Source organism: Methylophaga sp. UBA3603, from assembly GCF_002375335.1.
Lineage (GTDB): Bacteria > Pseudomonadota > Gammaproteobacteria > Nitrosococcales > Methylophagaceae > Methylophaga.
In genome coordinates this window covers 63,590-79,347 of the sequence record NZ_DFMC01000008.1, presented here as the reverse complement: position 1 = coordinate 79,347, position 15,758 = coordinate 63,590, and the positions used below count along the sequence as shown (strand labels likewise).

The window sequence follows — 15,758 nt, the reverse complement described above, 5'->3', positions numbered from 1 at the left end:
TCAAAGCGTCTAAGACCTAAAGAACCTTAAATGTAGATAGATGAGTTAATGACAAAAACATCTATTGGAAAGTTGAATCTGCTGGCTTATATTTATTCATAGCCACGAATACTTTCCTCGAGCAGGCCACCGGATTTCTTACCAAAGCGCCCCAGCCCTTTCAATTCAATTTCAAAATAGATGGCTTTATTGCGACTGTCAGCATTGATATCATTTATGTAATCACGGAAAACTACGCGGGTTGCCCAGCAACAACTGTGGTATTCAACACCTGCCAAAGCTTCTAACGTCGTATTATCCATCAAAGAGCGATAATAGCGGCCAATAACACTCCATTGATCATTAATCGGTAGACTTCCAGACACATCGGCCTGTTCAATCGGAAACTGGTTAATGCCATCATCACGTCGATAACGATGAGCAATATTGAAGACTCCTCCATTTTCTCCGCGATAGCGTAATTGCAGAGAAGACATATTGGAGGTGGTGCTGTCTGGATCCCATTGAATCTGGCCAGCGAGCGCCCATTCTTTCGTAATGCTAGCCACCGCTTCAGCAATATAATCAGAATCGGAGCTGGTCTCTCTGGCATCTTGTCTTAAATTGACTTTACGATCTGAGAAGTATTGGATTTGTCCCAATGTCATCCGTAATTTTTCACGACCAGTTTCTTCATTGATAAAACGGCTTGTCAAGCCCACCGTTATCTGATTTGCGTCACCAATTCTATCTGGCCCGGTAAACCGTTCATGGCTGAACATGCTTCCCATACCAAAGGTACGTAAATTTGTATCAAAAAGTGGAATATCGTCCTGGTCCCGATAAGGTTTATATAGATAAAATGCTCTGGGCTCTAAAGTCTGGATCATATTATTGCCGGCAAATTTCAACGGTTTTTCAAAAACCACTCCACTATCAATACTGATTATGGGTAAAGTCCGGCTAATGTTACTCTCCTCAAAACGGGTTTGGGTTTGCAAATTATCCAGTGAGTAGTATGTGTGGTTTAAAGCAACCCGGGGAGTAATAAAAAAACCTGCGGTACCCATCGGCAGGCTGACACCAGGTTCCATATTGAATCGTTGCCCCTTGACCAACTCGTCATGATCAAACGCTGTAAATTCAGACTTGAATTCATAGCTAAGTCCATAGGCCTGATCAGGTAGTAATCCATTCAATGTTAATTGCGGCAATCGTTGATAAGGATCTTCAACATCTTCCAACAGATTCTGATAGCCCTGCACTGTGGCCCCGAAATTCCAGATATCACCGTAATAATTCACATTTAATAATCGGTTTAAATGCGTGGTACTGCTCAGGCTTAAATTGCTACTGAAATCTTCCAGATAATCACGATCAGAGACATAGTTATAATCAACCAGTGTGGCCCAGCGGTTGCTGCTGCCATAAACACCATTTTGTTGATACAAAAAATGTTTCCGGTCTTCATTGTAGTTGGGATTTATTTCATCACCATTCTGACGCAGACTGTCACTGCCGAGATATCCAGCATCAATCAAGCCTGCTGATTGCGTTGTGAGATAACGAAACTCACCATTCAACATCAAGCCACGATCTGACATATAACGTGGTGTCAGAGTCGCATCCATATCGGGTGCAATGTTCCAGTAATAAGGAGTGCTGACATCAAAGCCGGTTTCATTGGAACTTCCAATGGAAGGAATCAGAAAACCCGATTTACGCTCATCATTTAATGGAAAACTGATGTATGGGGTGTAAAAAACCGGAACATCTTTAAGACGCAGCACAACATCATAAGCCCGGCCAACGCCCTCCTCATGATCCAGATCGACTTCTCCGGCCTTTAACTTCCAGAATTCATCGTCTTCCATACAGGTTGTATATGTAGCGTTTTTTAATTGGGTGGACTGTACGCCCTGACGATTCACATGACTCGCTTCACCGCGCGCATTCATCTGTTTGGTTTGATATTCCGCGTCAATCAGCGTGCCGCGATCTTCATTGATATTCCATTCCGCCTGATCACCAAATATTGACATCTGACTATCACGTAAACGCACATCTCCCTGAGCAGTCACTTTACCGGTAGTTTGGTTGTAAGTTGCACGGTTGGCATTTAATTGCTGCCCTCCGCGACGAATATCTACTTTGCCAGTAAATACAGAAGTGCCTAAATCAACCAACTGAGCGGTATCAGCTTTAACATCAACTTCACTTTGTTCAGTGAGTGCATCTTCAGGGAGAAAAAAATCGGCGTCTGGTCGGGGACAGTGACTGGGCACATGGTATGGCTCTGCGAAAACAAGAGGAGCAAAACAGGAAACAAAACCTGCAGATAGAATTATCAGTTTGCGCATCAATATCCCCGGTGAGCCTTGATGACCGAAAAATCGGCCTTCTATATTCAATAAATAACTGCCAATTTATCGCACAGAAATGTGCTTTCATCAAATCCCCTATTTAATTAAGTTGGCCAAAATCAATATATTGACCATTCATCAATAACTTAGCTTTACCATGGCATTCCTGCTGGCTTCCTAGCCACCACAATCTCCGTGGAACCATCTGGAGTCCATGTAAATATTTTCAAATATTCTGTTGACAGAGAAAAACTCAATCCCTATAGTATGCGCTTCCTTTCGGGGGCTATAGCTCAGCTGGGAGAGCGCTTGCATGGCATGCAAGAGGTCGGCGGTTCGATCCCGCCTAGCTCCACCAAGAAACGAAAGAAAACAGTTTTAGGTCCCCATCGTCTAGAGGCCTAGGACACTGCCCTTTCACGGCGGTAACAGGGGTTCGAATCCCCTTGGGGACGCCATATAAGGCAACCGATAACAAGCGTTATCGGGCGTTAATAAAAAGGCGGTGAGAAATCTCACCGCCTTTTTTGTTTCTGTCATTACGCATTCTCTTTACTAAGTCATTACGCTCATTGATAATCAACCCATGTTTTTCAATGGTGAGCATCATGACTGTAAACGTTCCTTCAGTGAAGTCCTATCTCCTAACCTTTATGTTCAGAAACACTCTCCGCCAGCTGTTAGGATTATTAATGCTATCTTTGCTTGTGTCTATTCATTCAGTACAAGCGGATGAGAAAAAAGCGGCATCTTTTGCCTCGGAATTTGAAGCACTTACGGAAGATAATCTTCCTCAATATGTCAGCCAGATGAGTCAGCGTTATTACAATCAGGTGGAACTGCTAAAAAAGTATTTTGATCTCTACCAACAAAGAAACGATCCCAGAGGATTTAATGTCTGGCATCTGCGAGGCTTTTCACCGAGCTTTAGTTTGTTAGATGCTGAGAATCAGCTGGTTGCGGCCAGTAACCAGAAGTTTTTGGCTGAGCGGCCTGAAAAGGCACTAACCACGATTTTTGCCGAGCTTAAGGAAGTTTCTGTCAATCTTATGCTGTCTTTCCGTGATAATGATCCACAAGCCTACAAAGCGGCTAATGCTATGGTAAAAGATCACAGTGCGCAGATTGCGATACTGCTTGAATCTCATGGTCTTGATAAAGAGATTCGTGGGGTCTCCCTTAACTAACGCACCTTTCGCAGCATAAAGATGCCTATGCCGGCAAAAATGATGGTTGGCAGTGATGCCGCAAGCCAGGGCAAAACACCAAACACCAGCCCCATATGCTGAAAGCTCTGGTTAAATAAATGAAAACCAATCCCAACCAGAACACCTACCAGAATACGTCCCCCTATCGGTGCGGAACGTAATGGACCAAAAATAAACGGCACAGCCAAAAACACCATTACTGCTGAACTCAGCGGCATCATGATTTTGCTCCAGAATGCCAATTGATATTGACCAACAGCCTGATGATTGGATTTAAGGTAGGAAACGTACTCAATCAGACTCCATACCGGTAAAAACTCTGGCGGGACAACGACCACATTCAACATGCCAGGATTGAGCTTGGAACGCCATTTAGCGCGTTCTATCGCTCTGACCTCCACGCCATTTTCATCAATTGTGCTTTGCACCACATCAAACATCAGCCATTCATTATTATCGTAACGGGCCTCTCTGGCTTTAGTAACAATCCTCAATTGATGCTTATCATCGAATTCGTAGACCTTAACCCCTTCAAAACGACCATCGCGATGTATCCGTTCGATATGGTTGAAATGGTTACCATCGCGGGTCCAGAAACCAAATTCTGATTGACTTCCTTCAGTTCCGGTTTGTGCGGAGGTTTGCACCTGCAAGGCTTTTTGTTCAGTAATAGGCCTGATCAATTCACCAAGAACGACAGCGATAATCATTAAAATACCGGCGACAATCAAAACAGCTTTGTTAATGTCTTTTACCGATACGCCTGCCGAACGCATTGCCACCAATTCACTTTGCGACGCCAATGTCCCCAGACCAATCACGCTCCCCAGCAAAGCAGCAACAGGCAGTAATTCATAGATTCGCTTCGGCATCGACAGTGCTAAATAAGTCAGTATATCCAGTAATTGATAATCACCTTTACCCAGGTCATCCAGCTCGGTAATAAAATCCATAAAGGTATACAGCGACATTAATACCACCAGTACCAAAGCGGTACTGCCTAATATGGTTTTACTGATATAGCGTTGCAGAATCATGCTGTTTTGGGTCGCTTACGTTGTTGCCAGAATCGTTTGAGTTTCAGGCGATTTTGTAACATCAGCATAATGCCAATCATCAAAAGATGTACCCAGATCGCCCCAATCCACGGAGCCAGATCGCCCTTTTCTACCCACGCTCGGGTCACGCCTAATAAATTGCTGTAAATCACATAGACCAACACCGCCGGGAAAAATCCGGCATAACGTCCCTGCCTTGGACCAGTGTGCGCCAGGGTGATGGCTATTACACTCAAAATGATCGTCATGACGGCACTGGAAACCCGCCACTGAATTTCAGCCAGATCCTGAGGTTCTCCACGCTCCCATAACACCGCAGTGGGTAGAGATTTATGTTTTTCGCGAACCTGGACCGACTCGCCACGTTCAATCAACATGCTATGCGTTGCGTATTCAGCAATGCGGAAATCCAAATCACCGGCATTACCCTCGTAACGATAGCCGTCTTCCAATACCAGGTATTTATCACCGGTTTCAGATTCAATATCAAAACGTCCACGCTCAGCTCTGAAAATTAAGGGTTTTTCATCACGATGAATCTCAATAAAGATGTTTTCCATGTGGGTTTTATCTTCACTGAGCTGTTGTGAATAAAAGGTCCAGTCGCCGTTCTGGCTTTCCTTAAAACTCCCCGCGACCAAACCTGTAGTATTGGCAGCAATCTTGGCTTTCTGTTCGATTTCATAGCGACCTGATAAGACATCTGGAACAATCAGTAATGCCAGAACGCCTGTAATAATCGCCATTGTACCGCTGAAAACAACCACATTGCGTAATATACGATTACCATCAATTCCACAGGCCGCGATCACCGTCAGTTCGTTATCAGAGCTCATACGTGACAAACTGAGCAATACCGCTAAAAATGTACCAATCGGCAGTAAAATGGATAATGCGCCAAAGGAATTCAGCCAGAGCAAATTGAAAATGACTTCTGCCGGTAAATTACCCACAGCCGCCTGAGCCAGATAGCGGGCAAAACGCGTCGCCACGTAAATCAGCCATAGCACACCGATGACGGCTGTCAGAGAAATTAAAAACTCTCGCAGCATATATCGGTCTATCAGGCTGAAACGCTCAACAAATATTCGTCTTAGGGCGGGCATTATTCAGTGGTCTTCGTTAGAATAGGCAGTCAGTTCACTGCAATAAAAAGCGCAGTCTAAACCATCTACATCAACAGGAGAAATCCATGCAGTATTTTGTGACCAAAGATGTTTTGCCAACACAGTCAATCGACTGTATTGCCGTCGCCGTTTTTGAAGGCAACCAACTAAGTCCCGCAGCGGCTACATTAAACACGGCAAGTAAAGGAATGATTCAACGCGTAATCGAACGTGGCGATATCAGTGGCAAACCAGGTCAAACAATGCTGCTACAGGATATTGAAGGCATTTCCAGCCCTAGAATATTGTTGGTTGGTTGCGGAAAATTCGAAAAAACCAGTGAAAATGATTTTAATGCAGCCTGTATTGCGATGGCCAAATGGTTAAACGAAAGTGCTGCCACACAAGCGGTCAGCTGTTTAGCAGAAACACCTGTCAAAGAACGCAGTACTGCCTGGAAAATTCGTCAGACGATTATCAATACTGAAACCGCTTTATATCGCTACAGTCAGACAAAAAGTCAGTTTAAGCCGGTTGAAAAACCGCTTACCCGACTGGGCTTTATGGCTAGCGAAGCAGATATTGATACCCTTGAAAAAGCTTGTGATACTGGAGCAGCCATTGGCAGGGGCATGAATCTGGCACGTGAACTCGGTAACCTGCCGGGTAATATCTGCACCCCAACCTACCTCGCAGAACAAGCCATAAAATTAGGACAGGATTTAGATAACCTGGTCGTTGATGTACTTGAAGAAAGTGATATCGCTGAATTGGGTATGGGTTCATTCCTGTCGGTTTCACGCGGCAGCCGTGAACCAGCAAAACTCATTACCCTGAATTACGGTGGTGGTGGCGACAGTAAACCTATTGTTTTGGTTGGCAAAGGCCTGACCTTTGATGCCGGTGGTATTTCGCTCAAACCTTCTCAGGGTATGGATGAAATGAAATACGACATGTGTGGTTCCGCCAGCGTACTGGGTACCATACAAGCCGTTGCCGAACTACAGCTACCCATTAATGTTATCGGTGTGATTCCAAGCTCAGAAAACCTGCCCGATGGCGATGCCAACAAGCCCGGTGATGTGGTAACAAGCATGTCCGGTCAAACCATTGAGATTCTGAATACTGATGCTGAAGGTCGTTTACTGCTGTGTGATGCCCTGACCTACAGCGAACGTTTTGATCCCGACACCGTTATCGACATTGCCACCTTAACCGGTGCGATTATTGTAGCGTTAGGCAGCAATGCAACGGGTTTAATGGCAAACAACCAGGATCTGGCCGATGACCTGCTTAAAGCTGGCAATGATAGTTTCGATCGGACATGGCAATTACCGTTATGGGATGACTATCAGAAACAACTGGACAGTAATTTTGCCGATATCGCCAATGTCGGCGGTAAAGAAGCTGGCAGTGTAACAGCGGCCTGTTTCCTGTCCCGTTTCACTGAGAAATTCAAATGGGCACATCTGGATATTGCCGGTACCGCCTGGAATGGCGGTAAGGAAAAAGGCGCAACTGGCCGTCCAGTGCCATTATTGATGCAATATATTCTCAACCGCCTGGAAGGCTGATAGTTCGTTCATGACTAAAGTCAGTTTTTATATTTTAGCTACAACCGATCCGCTTGACCGACAGCAATTTGCCTGTCGGCTGGCGGAAAAGGCTTATCTTCAGGGTCATCAGGTGTTTATTAATACTGAAGATCAGAATCAGAGTGAAGCGATGGATAAGGCTTTATGGGCTTTTCGCCCAGACAGTTTTGTACCGCACCAGATTTTTGCAACGGATAACAAAATCGAAGCACCGGTATTAATCAGCCATGAAAACACTGCCCCACCCAAATTAATGGATGTATTAATCAATTTAAACCCGGCTCAGCCACTTTTTTTTAGCCAGTTTGAACGGCTGGCAGAAATTATTAATGGCGATGAAGAGATCAAAAAACAAGGACGCGTTCGCTATCAGTTTTACAAGGATCGTGGCTATCATCTGGATACGCATCAAATAAACAATTAAGACAATCCGGCTCACTCATGACCGGGCACACATTAAGCGGGTATAATGCCCGCTTTTCTTTTTCCGAACAGATAAACGCAGAGACGCATGGACAAAACCTATAATCCCGATGCAATAGAACAACGCTGGTATCAACAGTGGGAACAAAACGGCGAATTCAAACCTTCTGGTGAAGGCACGCCCTACTCCATTATGTTGCCGCCGCCAAATGTCACCGGCAGTTTGCATATGGGTCATGGGTTTAATAACACCATAATGGATTTGCTGACCCGTTATCACCGCATGAAAGGGGATAACACGTTGTGGCAACCGGGTACTGATCATGCCGGTATCGCCACACAGATGGTGGTCGAACGACAGTTAAATGCCGAAGGCAAAACCCGCCATGATTTAGGCCGTGATGCATTTATTGATCGGGTCTGGGATTGGAAAGGCGAATCCGGTGGCAATATTACCCGTCAGTTACGCCGTCTTGGTTCTTCTCTGGACTGGTCTCGTGATCGTTTCACCATGGATGACAACTTGTCGGAAGCCGTGAAACATGTGTTTATCAAACTACACGAAGAAGGCCTGATCTATCGCGGCAAACGACTGGTGAACTGGGATCCGGTATTACATACCGCCGTATCTGATCTGGAAGTATTATCAGAAGAAGAAGCCGGCCATTTATGGCATTTCCGTTATCCTTTAACCGATGGCAGCGGTCATCTTGTAGTCGCCACTACCCGTCCTGAAACCATGCTCGGTGATACGGCCGTGGCAGTACATCCCGAAGATGAACGCTATAAACACCTGATCGGCAAAACCATCACCCTGCCATTAGTTGGCCGTGAAATTCCAATTATCGGTGATGATTATGTTGATCCGGAATTTGGTAGTGGCTGCGTCAAAATCACCCCAGCCCATGATTTCAATGATGCCGAAGTCGGTAACCGTCATAACCTCGAACAAATCAATATTCTGACCATTGATGCCGCCATTAATGACAATGCGCCGGAAAAATATCGTGGACTGGATCGCTATGCAGCCCGCAAACAAATTGTTGCTGATTTCGAGGCTTTAGGCTTACTGGAAACCATTCAGGACCACAAACTGATGGTGCCACGTGGTGACCGTTCCAATGCCGTTATTGAACCATTATTGACCGATCAGTGGTATGTCAAAGCCGATGTGCTTGCAGCTCCAGCAGTTGAAGCGGTGCAGTCAGGCAAAATCAAATTTGTCCCGGCCAACTGGGATAAGACCTTTTATAACTGGATGGATGGCATTCAGGACTGGTGTATTTCCCGGCAAATCTGGTGGGGACACCGCATCCCTGCCTGGTACGACGAACAAGGCAATATTTATGTCGGTCACGATGAAGCCGATGTGCGCCAAAAACACCAATTAGCGGACTCTGTTGCGCTGAGACAGGATGAAGACGTTTTAGATACCTGGTTCTCTTCTGCCTTATGGCCCTTTTCCACCCTGGGTTGGCCGGCTGATGATGCGGCATTGAAAACCTGGTACCCGACCAGTGTCTTGGTCACCGGTTTTGACATTATCTTTTTCTGGGTTGCCCGGATGATGATGATGGGCATCAAATTTATGGATGATGTGCCATTCAAAGAAGTCTATATCCATGGTCTGGTACGTGATTCACATGGTCAGAAAATGTCGAAATCCAAAGGTAATGTGCTGGATCCTATCGATATTATTGACGGTATCGATCTGGAATCACTAGTCGCCAAACGTACCAGTGGCATGATGCAGCCCCAGCTGGCTGCTAAAATTGAAAAAGCCACCCGTAAGGAATTTCCGGAAGGTATCGCACCGCACGGAACTGATGCTCTGCGTTTCACTTTTGCCTCATTAGCCACTACCGGCCGTGATATCAATTTTGATATGAATCGTATCGCGGGTTATCGCAACTTCTGTAACAAACTATGGAATGCTGCGCGTTACGTATTAATGAATACCGAAGGTCAGGATACCGGTATTGATAACGCTGACGTTGAATTAAGCCTGGCTGATCGCTGGATCATTTCTTTACTGCAACAAACCGAACTGGATGTTACCCGGGCTATCGAAAGCTACCGTTTTGATTTGGCAGCGCAGGCCATTTATGAATTTGTCTGGAATAACTATTGTGACTGGTATCTGGAACTGTCCAAACCGGTATTAAACAATGATGCTGCAAGTGACGCCGCCAAACGTGGTACCCGCCGTACTCTGGTTCGGGTTTTGGAAGCCACGCTGCGTTTAGCACACCCTTTTATGCCATTTATTACCGAAGAAATCTGGCATACCATCGCACCGTTAGCCGGTAAAACAGGCTCTACTATTATGCGTGAAGCCTATCCGGTAGCTGACAGCAGTAAAATTGATAGCACTGCCGTTGCCGATATGGAATGGGTAATGCAGTTTATTAACGGTATTCGTTCTATTCGTTCACAAATGAATATTGCCCCGAAAAAACAATTGCCAGTGTTGCTCAAGGATGCCGCTGACATTGATAAACAACGTTTACATGACAACCACGACTTTATCAGCCGTCTGGCGAATCTGGAATCGGTCGAATTCCTCAGCGGTGAAGCGCCTGCCGCTGCTACTGCACTGGTTGGCAAAATGGAAATCCTGATTCCACTGGAAGGTCTGATTGATAAGGATGCTGAAATTGCCCGTCTGGATAAAGAAATCAGTAAGCTGGATAAAATTATCAAGCAATCCGCTGGCAAACTGAGTAATGAAAACTATGTTGCCAAGGCGCCCGCAGATGTTGTTGCCAAAGAACGTGAAAAACTGGCAGAGCTGGAACAGTCTTTAAGTCAGTTACAGCAGCAACGTAAAGCATTGGGCTAAAACCCTAAGTCCTTTTTTAGGAACTTTCCGACTCTATTAGTCAGTCAATAACAATACGAAAAGCCGGTGTTTTCACCGGCTGCTATCTGTTGTAATAGAGACTATGACTACTGAAGAATTTAATCCCAACGACGCCACCACCACGCCAATGACACGGCTGCAGTTCGATAACCGGTTTGTACGGGAGCTCCCCGCGGATCCGGATACTGAAAATGTTCGCCGTCAGGTGCTAGGTGCCTGTTATACCTTTGTTAACCCAACACCTGTCGCCAATCCTGAACTGGTGGCATATTCCATGGATTTAGCCACTGACCTGGGCATCAGACCGGTGGATTGCGAAAGCCGACAATTTACTAACGTGTTTGCCGGCAATGAAATTTTAAAAGGTATGCAGCCTCATGCAATGTGCTATGGCGGACATCAGTTTGGCAACTGGGCCGGACAACTGGGCGATGGCCGTGCCATTAATCTTGGTGAAGTTCAGGATATTCACGGCCAACTGCAAATGTTGCAGCTTAAAGGTGCCGGTGAAACACCCTACTCCCGTTCAGCTGATGGCCTGGCCGTATTACGATCCTCGGTGCGTGAATTTCTATGCAGTGAAGCCATGTTTCATCTTGGCATACCCACAACCCGTGCATTAAGTCTGGTGACAACCGGTGAAGGCGTAGTCCGCGATATGTTTTACGATGGCCGCCCGCAAACTGAGCCAGGCGCGATTGTCTGTCGAGTCGCGCCTTCTTTCCTGCGCATTGGTAATTACGAATTATTTAACTCGCGAGGCGATGTCGACAATCTTCGTTTACTGGTTGATTACACCATTCGCCATCATTTTCCACACCTGGGCGAACCCTCTAAAGAAACCTATCTGGCCTGGTTTAAAGAAGTCTGTGAACGCACCGCAGATTTAGTAGTGCACTGGATGCGTGTTGGTTTTGTGCATGGTGTATTAAATACTGATAACACTTCGATTTTAGGGCTGACTATTGATTACGGCCCTTATGGCTGGATTGATAATTACGATCCTGACTGGACACCTAACACCACCGATGCCACTGGTAAACGCTACCGTTTTGGACACCAACCACAGATTGCCCAGTGGAACCTGCTGCAACTCGGCAACGCGATATATCCATTGATTAATGAAGTTGAGCCGTTACAACAGATTCTTACCGATTATGTCGAGCTCTACACCAACAAATGGCAACAGATGCGTGCCGATAAGCTGGGGCTGAACGAGTATAAGGGTGATGATGATCATGAATTGAATCAGCAGTTACAGAAAATTCTGTTATTGGCTGAAACCGATATGACGATTTTCTATCGCCGATTAGCCGATGTGAGCTGTGCACACAATGACCTCAGCGATGAAGCGCTATTGGAACCGTTGATGGAAGCTTATTACGCACCAGATGCTTTATCGAAAGAAGATAAAAAAGATATCTGTGACTGGTTGCGTCAGTATCAGCAACGCGTGCAACAGGATGGCACCAGCGATCAGGATAGAAAAACCAGAATGAACCTGGTTAATCCGAAATATGTATTACGCAATTACTTATCACAACAGGCGATTGATAAAGCCCATGAGGGTGATTACAGCATGATTCATGAACTTCTGGAAGTCATGCACCGTCCTTATGATGAACAGCCACAGTATCATCATTACGCTGCCAAACGCCCAGACTGGGCCAGAGATAAACCTGGCTGCTCAATGCTGTCCTGTAGTTCTTAAATTAAGGAGTCGTTAGATGAAGTTGATCAGTAAACTGCTTGTTTTATTGATTTTAACATCTGCAATGACCGCCCATGCAGGTAGCGTCAATGATAAAAAGTTGCAAATTGACAAGGTTGCAGATGGATTAGGAATCCCATGGGGAATGGCAATTTTGCCGGATGGCACAATGCTGGTCAGTCAACGTGAGGGCAAATTAAGCCAGATAAATCTGAATTCTGGTGAGAGCACTAAGATATCTGGCGTACCTGAAGTTAAAGCTGAAGGCCAAGGTGGTTTACTTGATGTTGCCTTATCCCCTGATTATGCCGAAAGTGGCTGGATCTATTTTACTTACAGTAAAAATGTAGATGGTCAGGGAGCTACCACTCTCGCCCGCGCCAAGTTGGATGGAAACACCCTAAGTGATTGGATCGATTTGCTAGTCACTCAATCTCGTACCAGCAAAGGCCAGCATTACGGTAGCAGAATTGTGTTTGACCAACAGGGTCATCTATTTTTCTCGATTGGGGATCGTGGGGAACGTGATAGAGCTCAGGAGCTAAGCAATCACAATGGCACTATTCTAAGACTGAAACTTGATGGAAGTGTCCCGCAGGACAATCCTTTTGTTGGAGAGAGTAATGCCTTGCCGGAAATCTGGAGTTATGGGCATCGTAATCCGCAAGGTTTGTTTTATAACGTCGAGACCCAGCAACTATGGGGCATTGAACATGGCCCACGCGGTGGCGATGAAATCAATCTGATTGAAGCCGGTAAAAACTATGGTTGGCCGGAAGCCTCTCACGGCAAGGAATATTACGCTCCCGTTTCCGTTGGCAAGAAAGAAGTAGACGGTATGGAAAATCCGGTAAAAGTCTATATTCCGTCAATTGCACCCAGTGGTCTGGTGCAATATCAGGGTGATGCTTTCCCGGAGTGGCAAGGTGATTTATTTTCCGGTGCACTGGCGTTACAGCATCTGAACCGGGTCAAAATTCAAGATAACGATGCTGTAGATGAAATACGCTATCTGCGTACAATGAATAAACGTATCCGCGATGTTATTGAAAGCCCTGAAGGCTGGTTATATGTCTCTACGGATGATGGCGAAATTTACCGGATTCAGCCGGCAAATTAATAGTTAATGTCCAGAATCAGATAACGATGACCACCATCCTGAACCTGGATGCTAACTTCATCATCAATCTGCTTTTTTAACAACGCCCGCGCCAAAGGTGAATCGACACTGATATTGCCTTTGGCGTGGTCAATCTCATCCGGGCCGACAATGCGGTATTGGACTTCTTCCTTATCATCTTTCAACAGCGTTACATAGGCCGCAAAAAACACCGCATCCTGATTATCTGGAATACGATCAATCACCATCAAATCGGGAATACGTTTTTGAAGATAACGAATACGCCGGTCTATTTCTCTGAGTTCTTTCTTGCGATATATGTATTCTGCATTTTCAGAGCGATCGCCTTCTGCCGCTGCAGCCGCCAGCGCCTGAACCACGTGCCTGCGTCGCTGCCAGCGTTCACTAAGCTCCTGGTTCATCCTGAACATGCCATCAGCAGTAATGTAAGGTGATGAAGCCATTAATTTGTTGTTGCTGATTTATGAAGTGTTTGCTTCAGCTGAGATTCATTAATTGTTGCACCTAAACGGCTGGCGATCAGCCGCATATCGGTTTCAGCATTTTCCAGGCAGCTGGTGCCACCAGGCGATGGTGTCATGTTAAAAACAATGCCTGTGCCAGGATTAATCTTCGCTTCTCCCATCAACAATTTGGCATTCTTTTTATCAATCAACTGAGGTCTGACACCCCCAAAACCTTTGGCGAATTCAATATCTTTCAATTGCAGGCCAGGAACAATTTTGCGGGCATCTTTCAAAAACAGCCAGCGACGTAATAACGGCACTTCAAACAGAAAGTTTTTAAAAATGTAATTACGGATATCCTTAATTCTGAATAAGTCCCAGAACACTCTCATTACCCGGCTGTCGAGACGCAGAACACGCAGAAAATCAAAAAAAGTTTTGTTGTTATAACGCTCTAACAATGGCAGTAACAGTGCTGTTGGTCCAAAACGGGTTTTACCTTCGACCAGCACATCTGGATCACCATGTACCGCTGCGAACGGCAACGCATCATTTTGCACGGTATAGACCTTGCCACGGAGAATCTGCGGAGTGAAATAAAAACTTCCTGCTACTGGCAGACAGGAGAACTCTAACCCGTACCCCATTTTCTGTGCCAGTAATAAGCTGTGTCCGCCAGCAGAAACAACCACACTGCGAGCCTGGATGATTTTGTCGCCGGTGACCAGCGAAAATACACCGTCTTTTTCGACAATGTCATCGACTTCGCTGTTAAACACTAACTGGATTTGTTTATCGGTTTTTGCTTTGGCTTTATCAACAAAGGCTTCAGATAAACGCAGATAATCCACTGCACTGTAATCATCCAAAACGGCAAGCGCAACACAGGGTTCCGCCCGCATTTCACCATTAACCATAACCACTGAGGGTTCATAGGTAGCGATATCGGACTTCTCCAATAGCTTCATCTTGGGGAATACTTCACGGAAAGTCTGGTAACGTTGGCGAAGCTGACGACATTCCTGCTCGCCTACACCTAAAACCATTTTCGGATATTTGAAAATCACCTGATCAACATTAGGTAAGTCCTCAGCAAAATTCACCAGCATCTCAGCGGCGGCCTTTACTTTAGTGGCTTTCTCCAATGTGTAATTGGTTTCAATATCACCGCAATGGATCGTCTGACTGTTGTTACGGCCATTGGAGTTGACCTTAGCCACTCCGGCATACTTTTCCAACAGGACAATATCATTGAGATCAGTATATTCAGCCAGCATATACAGTAGCGCGGTGCCACAGACACCGCCACCGATAATGGCTACCTGATGAATTTGGTCTGACATAATTTTTTCCGTGCTTAAACGACGGAAATTTTAGCAAAACGTTAATCAGACCGTTTAAAAATATCGCTATTTACACATTATCTGAGTCCAATAAAATACTCAGATTATTTGTATTTTGTTTTATTACTGCCAGAAAAGGACGGTATTGTTGAGAGAATCGCCTGCAACTCACTGCGTTTCTTTCTACTTTTCACCGGTTTTTTAACGGCCGTTAATTTATCTACATCGGTCAATAGGTTCTCTAATTGCGCAGGATCCGGAAGTGGTGTCTCCTGTGTTGGAGGAATCAGCGATGCATTATTATCTGATTGTGTCGCCTGCAACTTCTCGACATCTTTAAGTAATGATTCGAGACGTTCCGGTTCAGGTAACTCGGGCTGTTCTGGAATATCAAAACCGGCTATTTCTGACTGGGTCTGCTTCCGGTCCTGTTCAGCCTGGGCTTGTTCTGCGGCCAGTGCGGCGGCAAAATCCAACTCTGCCTTTGTTGGCTCTTCTGAGGCTTCGGCTTCGGCTTCGGCT

13 protein-coding genes and 2 tRNA genes are annotated in these 15,758 nt (G+C 45.5%); 8 read left to right on the top strand and 7 right to left on the bottom strand.

Annotation, left to right across the window (positions count from 1 at the left end):
• Positions 1-92 precede the first annotated feature (92 nt).
• The gene (lptD, locus tag B4F66_RS05820; RefSeq protein WP_292357585.1) at positions 93-2,339 is read right to left on the bottom strand and encodes an LPS-assembly protein LptD; all 2,247 of its coding nucleotides are present in this window, start codon (positions 2,337-2,339) and stop codon (positions 93-95) included.
• Between the two features lie 285 nt (positions 2,340-2,624).
• Between lptD and B4F66_RS05815 the strand changes: the two genes are divergently transcribed.
• Positions 2,625-2,700, top strand: a tRNA-Ala gene (locus B4F66_RS05815).
• 24 nt (positions 2,701-2,724) lie between these two features.
• A tRNA-Glu gene (locus B4F66_RS05810) sits at positions 2,725-2,800 on the top strand.
• A 23-nt stretch (positions 2,801-2,823) separates the two neighbouring features.
• On the opposite strand, the gene B4F66_RS05805 is transcribed toward B4F66_RS05810, so the two are convergent.
• Positions 2,824-2,952: a hypothetical protein gene (locus B4F66_RS05805; RefSeq protein WP_292411202.1), complete on the bottom strand. Its 129-nt coding sequence runs from the start codon at positions 2,950-2,952 to the stop codon at positions 2,824-2,826.
• An 82-nt stretch (positions 2,953-3,034) separates the two neighbouring features.
• Between B4F66_RS05805 and B4F66_RS05800 the strand changes: the two genes are divergently transcribed.
• Positions 3,035-3,529: a hypothetical protein gene (locus B4F66_RS05800; RefSeq protein ID WP_292357586.1), complete on the top strand. Its 495-nt coding sequence runs from the start codon at positions 3,035-3,037 to the stop codon at positions 3,527-3,529.
• On the opposite strand, the gene lptG is transcribed toward B4F66_RS05800, so the two are convergent.
• The gene (gene lptG, locus B4F66_RS05795; RefSeq protein WP_292357587.1) at positions 3,526-4,587 is read right to left on the bottom strand and encodes an LPS export ABC transporter permease LptG; all 1,062 of its coding nucleotides are present in this window, start codon (positions 4,585-4,587) and stop codon (positions 3,526-3,528) included. The two genes, B4F66_RS05800 and lptG, sit on opposite strands and share 4 nt — an antisense overlap.
• The gene (lptF, locus tag B4F66_RS05790; RefSeq protein WP_292357588.1) at positions 4,584-5,714 is read right to left on the bottom strand and encodes an LPS export ABC transporter permease LptF; all 1,131 of its coding nucleotides are present in this window, start codon (positions 5,712-5,714) and stop codon (positions 4,584-4,586) included. Before lptF ends, lptG begins: the two co-directional genes overlap by 4 nt.
• An 86-nt stretch (positions 5,715-5,800) precedes the next feature.
• Between lptF and B4F66_RS05785 the strand changes: the two genes are divergently transcribed.
• The 5 genes from B4F66_RS05785 to B4F66_RS05765 all read left to right on the top strand — a co-directional run bounded on the left by B4F66_RS05785 (position 5,801) and on the right by B4F66_RS05765 (position 13,426).
• Complete coding sequence (locus B4F66_RS05785) at positions 5,801-7,288, top strand: leucyl aminopeptidase (RefSeq protein ID WP_292357589.1); 1,488 nt, start codon at positions 5,801-5,803, stop codon at positions 7,286-7,288.
• A 10-nt stretch (positions 7,289-7,298) separates the two neighbouring features.
• On the top strand, positions 7,299-7,733 hold the full coding sequence (locus tag B4F66_RS05780) for a DNA polymerase III subunit chi (RefSeq protein ID WP_292357590.1): 435 nt from the start codon (positions 7,299-7,301) through the stop codon (positions 7,731-7,733).
• 87 nt (positions 7,734-7,820) lie between these two features.
• A complete protein-coding gene (locus B4F66_RS05775; protein WP_292357592.1) occupies positions 7,821-10,574 on the top strand; it encodes a valine--tRNA ligase in 2,754 nt (917 codons plus the stop codon).
• A 103-nt stretch (positions 10,575-10,677) separates the two neighbouring features.
• Positions 10,678-12,306, top strand: coding sequence for a protein adenylyltransferase SelO (locus B4F66_RS05770; RefSeq protein ID WP_292357594.1), 1,629 nt, complete (start codon positions 10,678-10,680; stop codon positions 12,304-12,306).
• A 16-nt stretch (positions 12,307-12,322) separates the two neighbouring features.
• On the top strand, positions 12,323-13,426 hold the full coding sequence (locus B4F66_RS05765; RefSeq protein WP_292357596.1) for a PQQ-dependent sugar dehydrogenase: 1,104 nt from the start codon (positions 12,323-12,325) through the stop codon (positions 13,424-13,426).
• Here B4F66_RS05765 and greB read toward each other — a convergent pair.
• From greB to B4F66_RS05750, 3 genes are all read right to left on the bottom strand, one after another.
• A complete protein-coding gene (greB, locus tag B4F66_RS05760) occupies positions 13,423-13,890 on the bottom strand; it encodes a transcription elongation factor GreB (protein WP_292357598.1) in 468 nt (155 codons plus the stop codon). The genes B4F66_RS05765 and greB overlap by 4 nt on opposite strands.
• Positions 13,890-15,236, bottom strand: coding sequence for an FAD-dependent oxidoreductase (locus tag B4F66_RS05755; RefSeq protein WP_292357599.1), 1,347 nt, complete (start codon positions 15,234-15,236; stop codon positions 13,890-13,892). The genes greB and B4F66_RS05755 overlap by 1 nt, the downstream gene beginning before the upstream one ends.
• A gap of 104 nt (positions 15,237-15,340) precedes the next feature.
• A partial coding sequence (locus B4F66_RS05750; RefSeq protein WP_292740816.1) for a hypothetical protein occupies positions 15,341-15,758 on the bottom strand: 418 nt, incomplete at its 5' end.

Bases quoted from the DNA above. Each gene is read 5' to 3' on its own strand.
- B4F66_RS05780 (WP_292357590.1), top strand. From the start codon at position 7,299: ATGACTAAAGTCAGTTTTTATATTTTAGCTACAACCGATCCGCTTGAC.
- B4F66_RS05775 (WP_292357592.1), top strand. From the start codon at position 7,821: ATGGACAAAACCTATAATCCCGATGCAATAGAACAACGCTGGTATCAA.
- B4F66_RS05785 (WP_292357589.1), top strand. From the start codon at position 5,801: ATGCAGTATTTTGTGACCAAAGATGTTTTGCCAACACAGTCAATCGAC.
- B4F66_RS05755 (WP_292357599.1), bottom strand. From the start codon at position 15,236: ATGTCAGACCAAATTCATCAGGTAGCCATTATCGGTGGCGGTGTCTGT.
- lptG (WP_292357587.1), bottom strand. From the start codon at position 4,587: ATGATTCTGCAACGCTATATCAGTAAAACCATATTAGGCAGTACCGCT.
- lptD (WP_292357585.1), bottom strand. From the start codon at position 2,339: ATGCGCAAACTGATAATTCTATCTGCAGGTTTTGTTTCCTGTTTTGCT.
- B4F66_RS05765 (WP_292357596.1), top strand. From the start codon at position 12,323: ATGAAGTTGATCAGTAAACTGCTTGTTTTATTGATTTTAACATCTGCA.
- lptF (WP_292357588.1), bottom strand. From the start codon at position 5,714: ATGCCCGCCCTAAGACGAATATTTGTTGAGCGTTTCAGCCTGATAGAC.
- greB (WP_292357598.1), bottom strand. From the start codon at position 13,890: ATGGCTTCATCACCTTACATTACTGCTGATGGCATGTTCAGGATGAAC.
- B4F66_RS05805 (WP_292411202.1), bottom strand. From the start codon at position 2,952: ATGATGCTCACCATTGAAAAACATGGGTTGATTATCAATGAGCGTAAT.
- B4F66_RS05770 (WP_292357594.1), top strand. From the start codon at position 10,678: ATGACTACTGAAGAATTTAATCCCAACGACGCCACCACCACGCCAATG.
- B4F66_RS05800 (WP_292357586.1), top strand. From the start codon at position 3,035: ATGCTATCTTTGCTTGTGTCTATTCATTCAGTACAAGCGGATGAGAAA.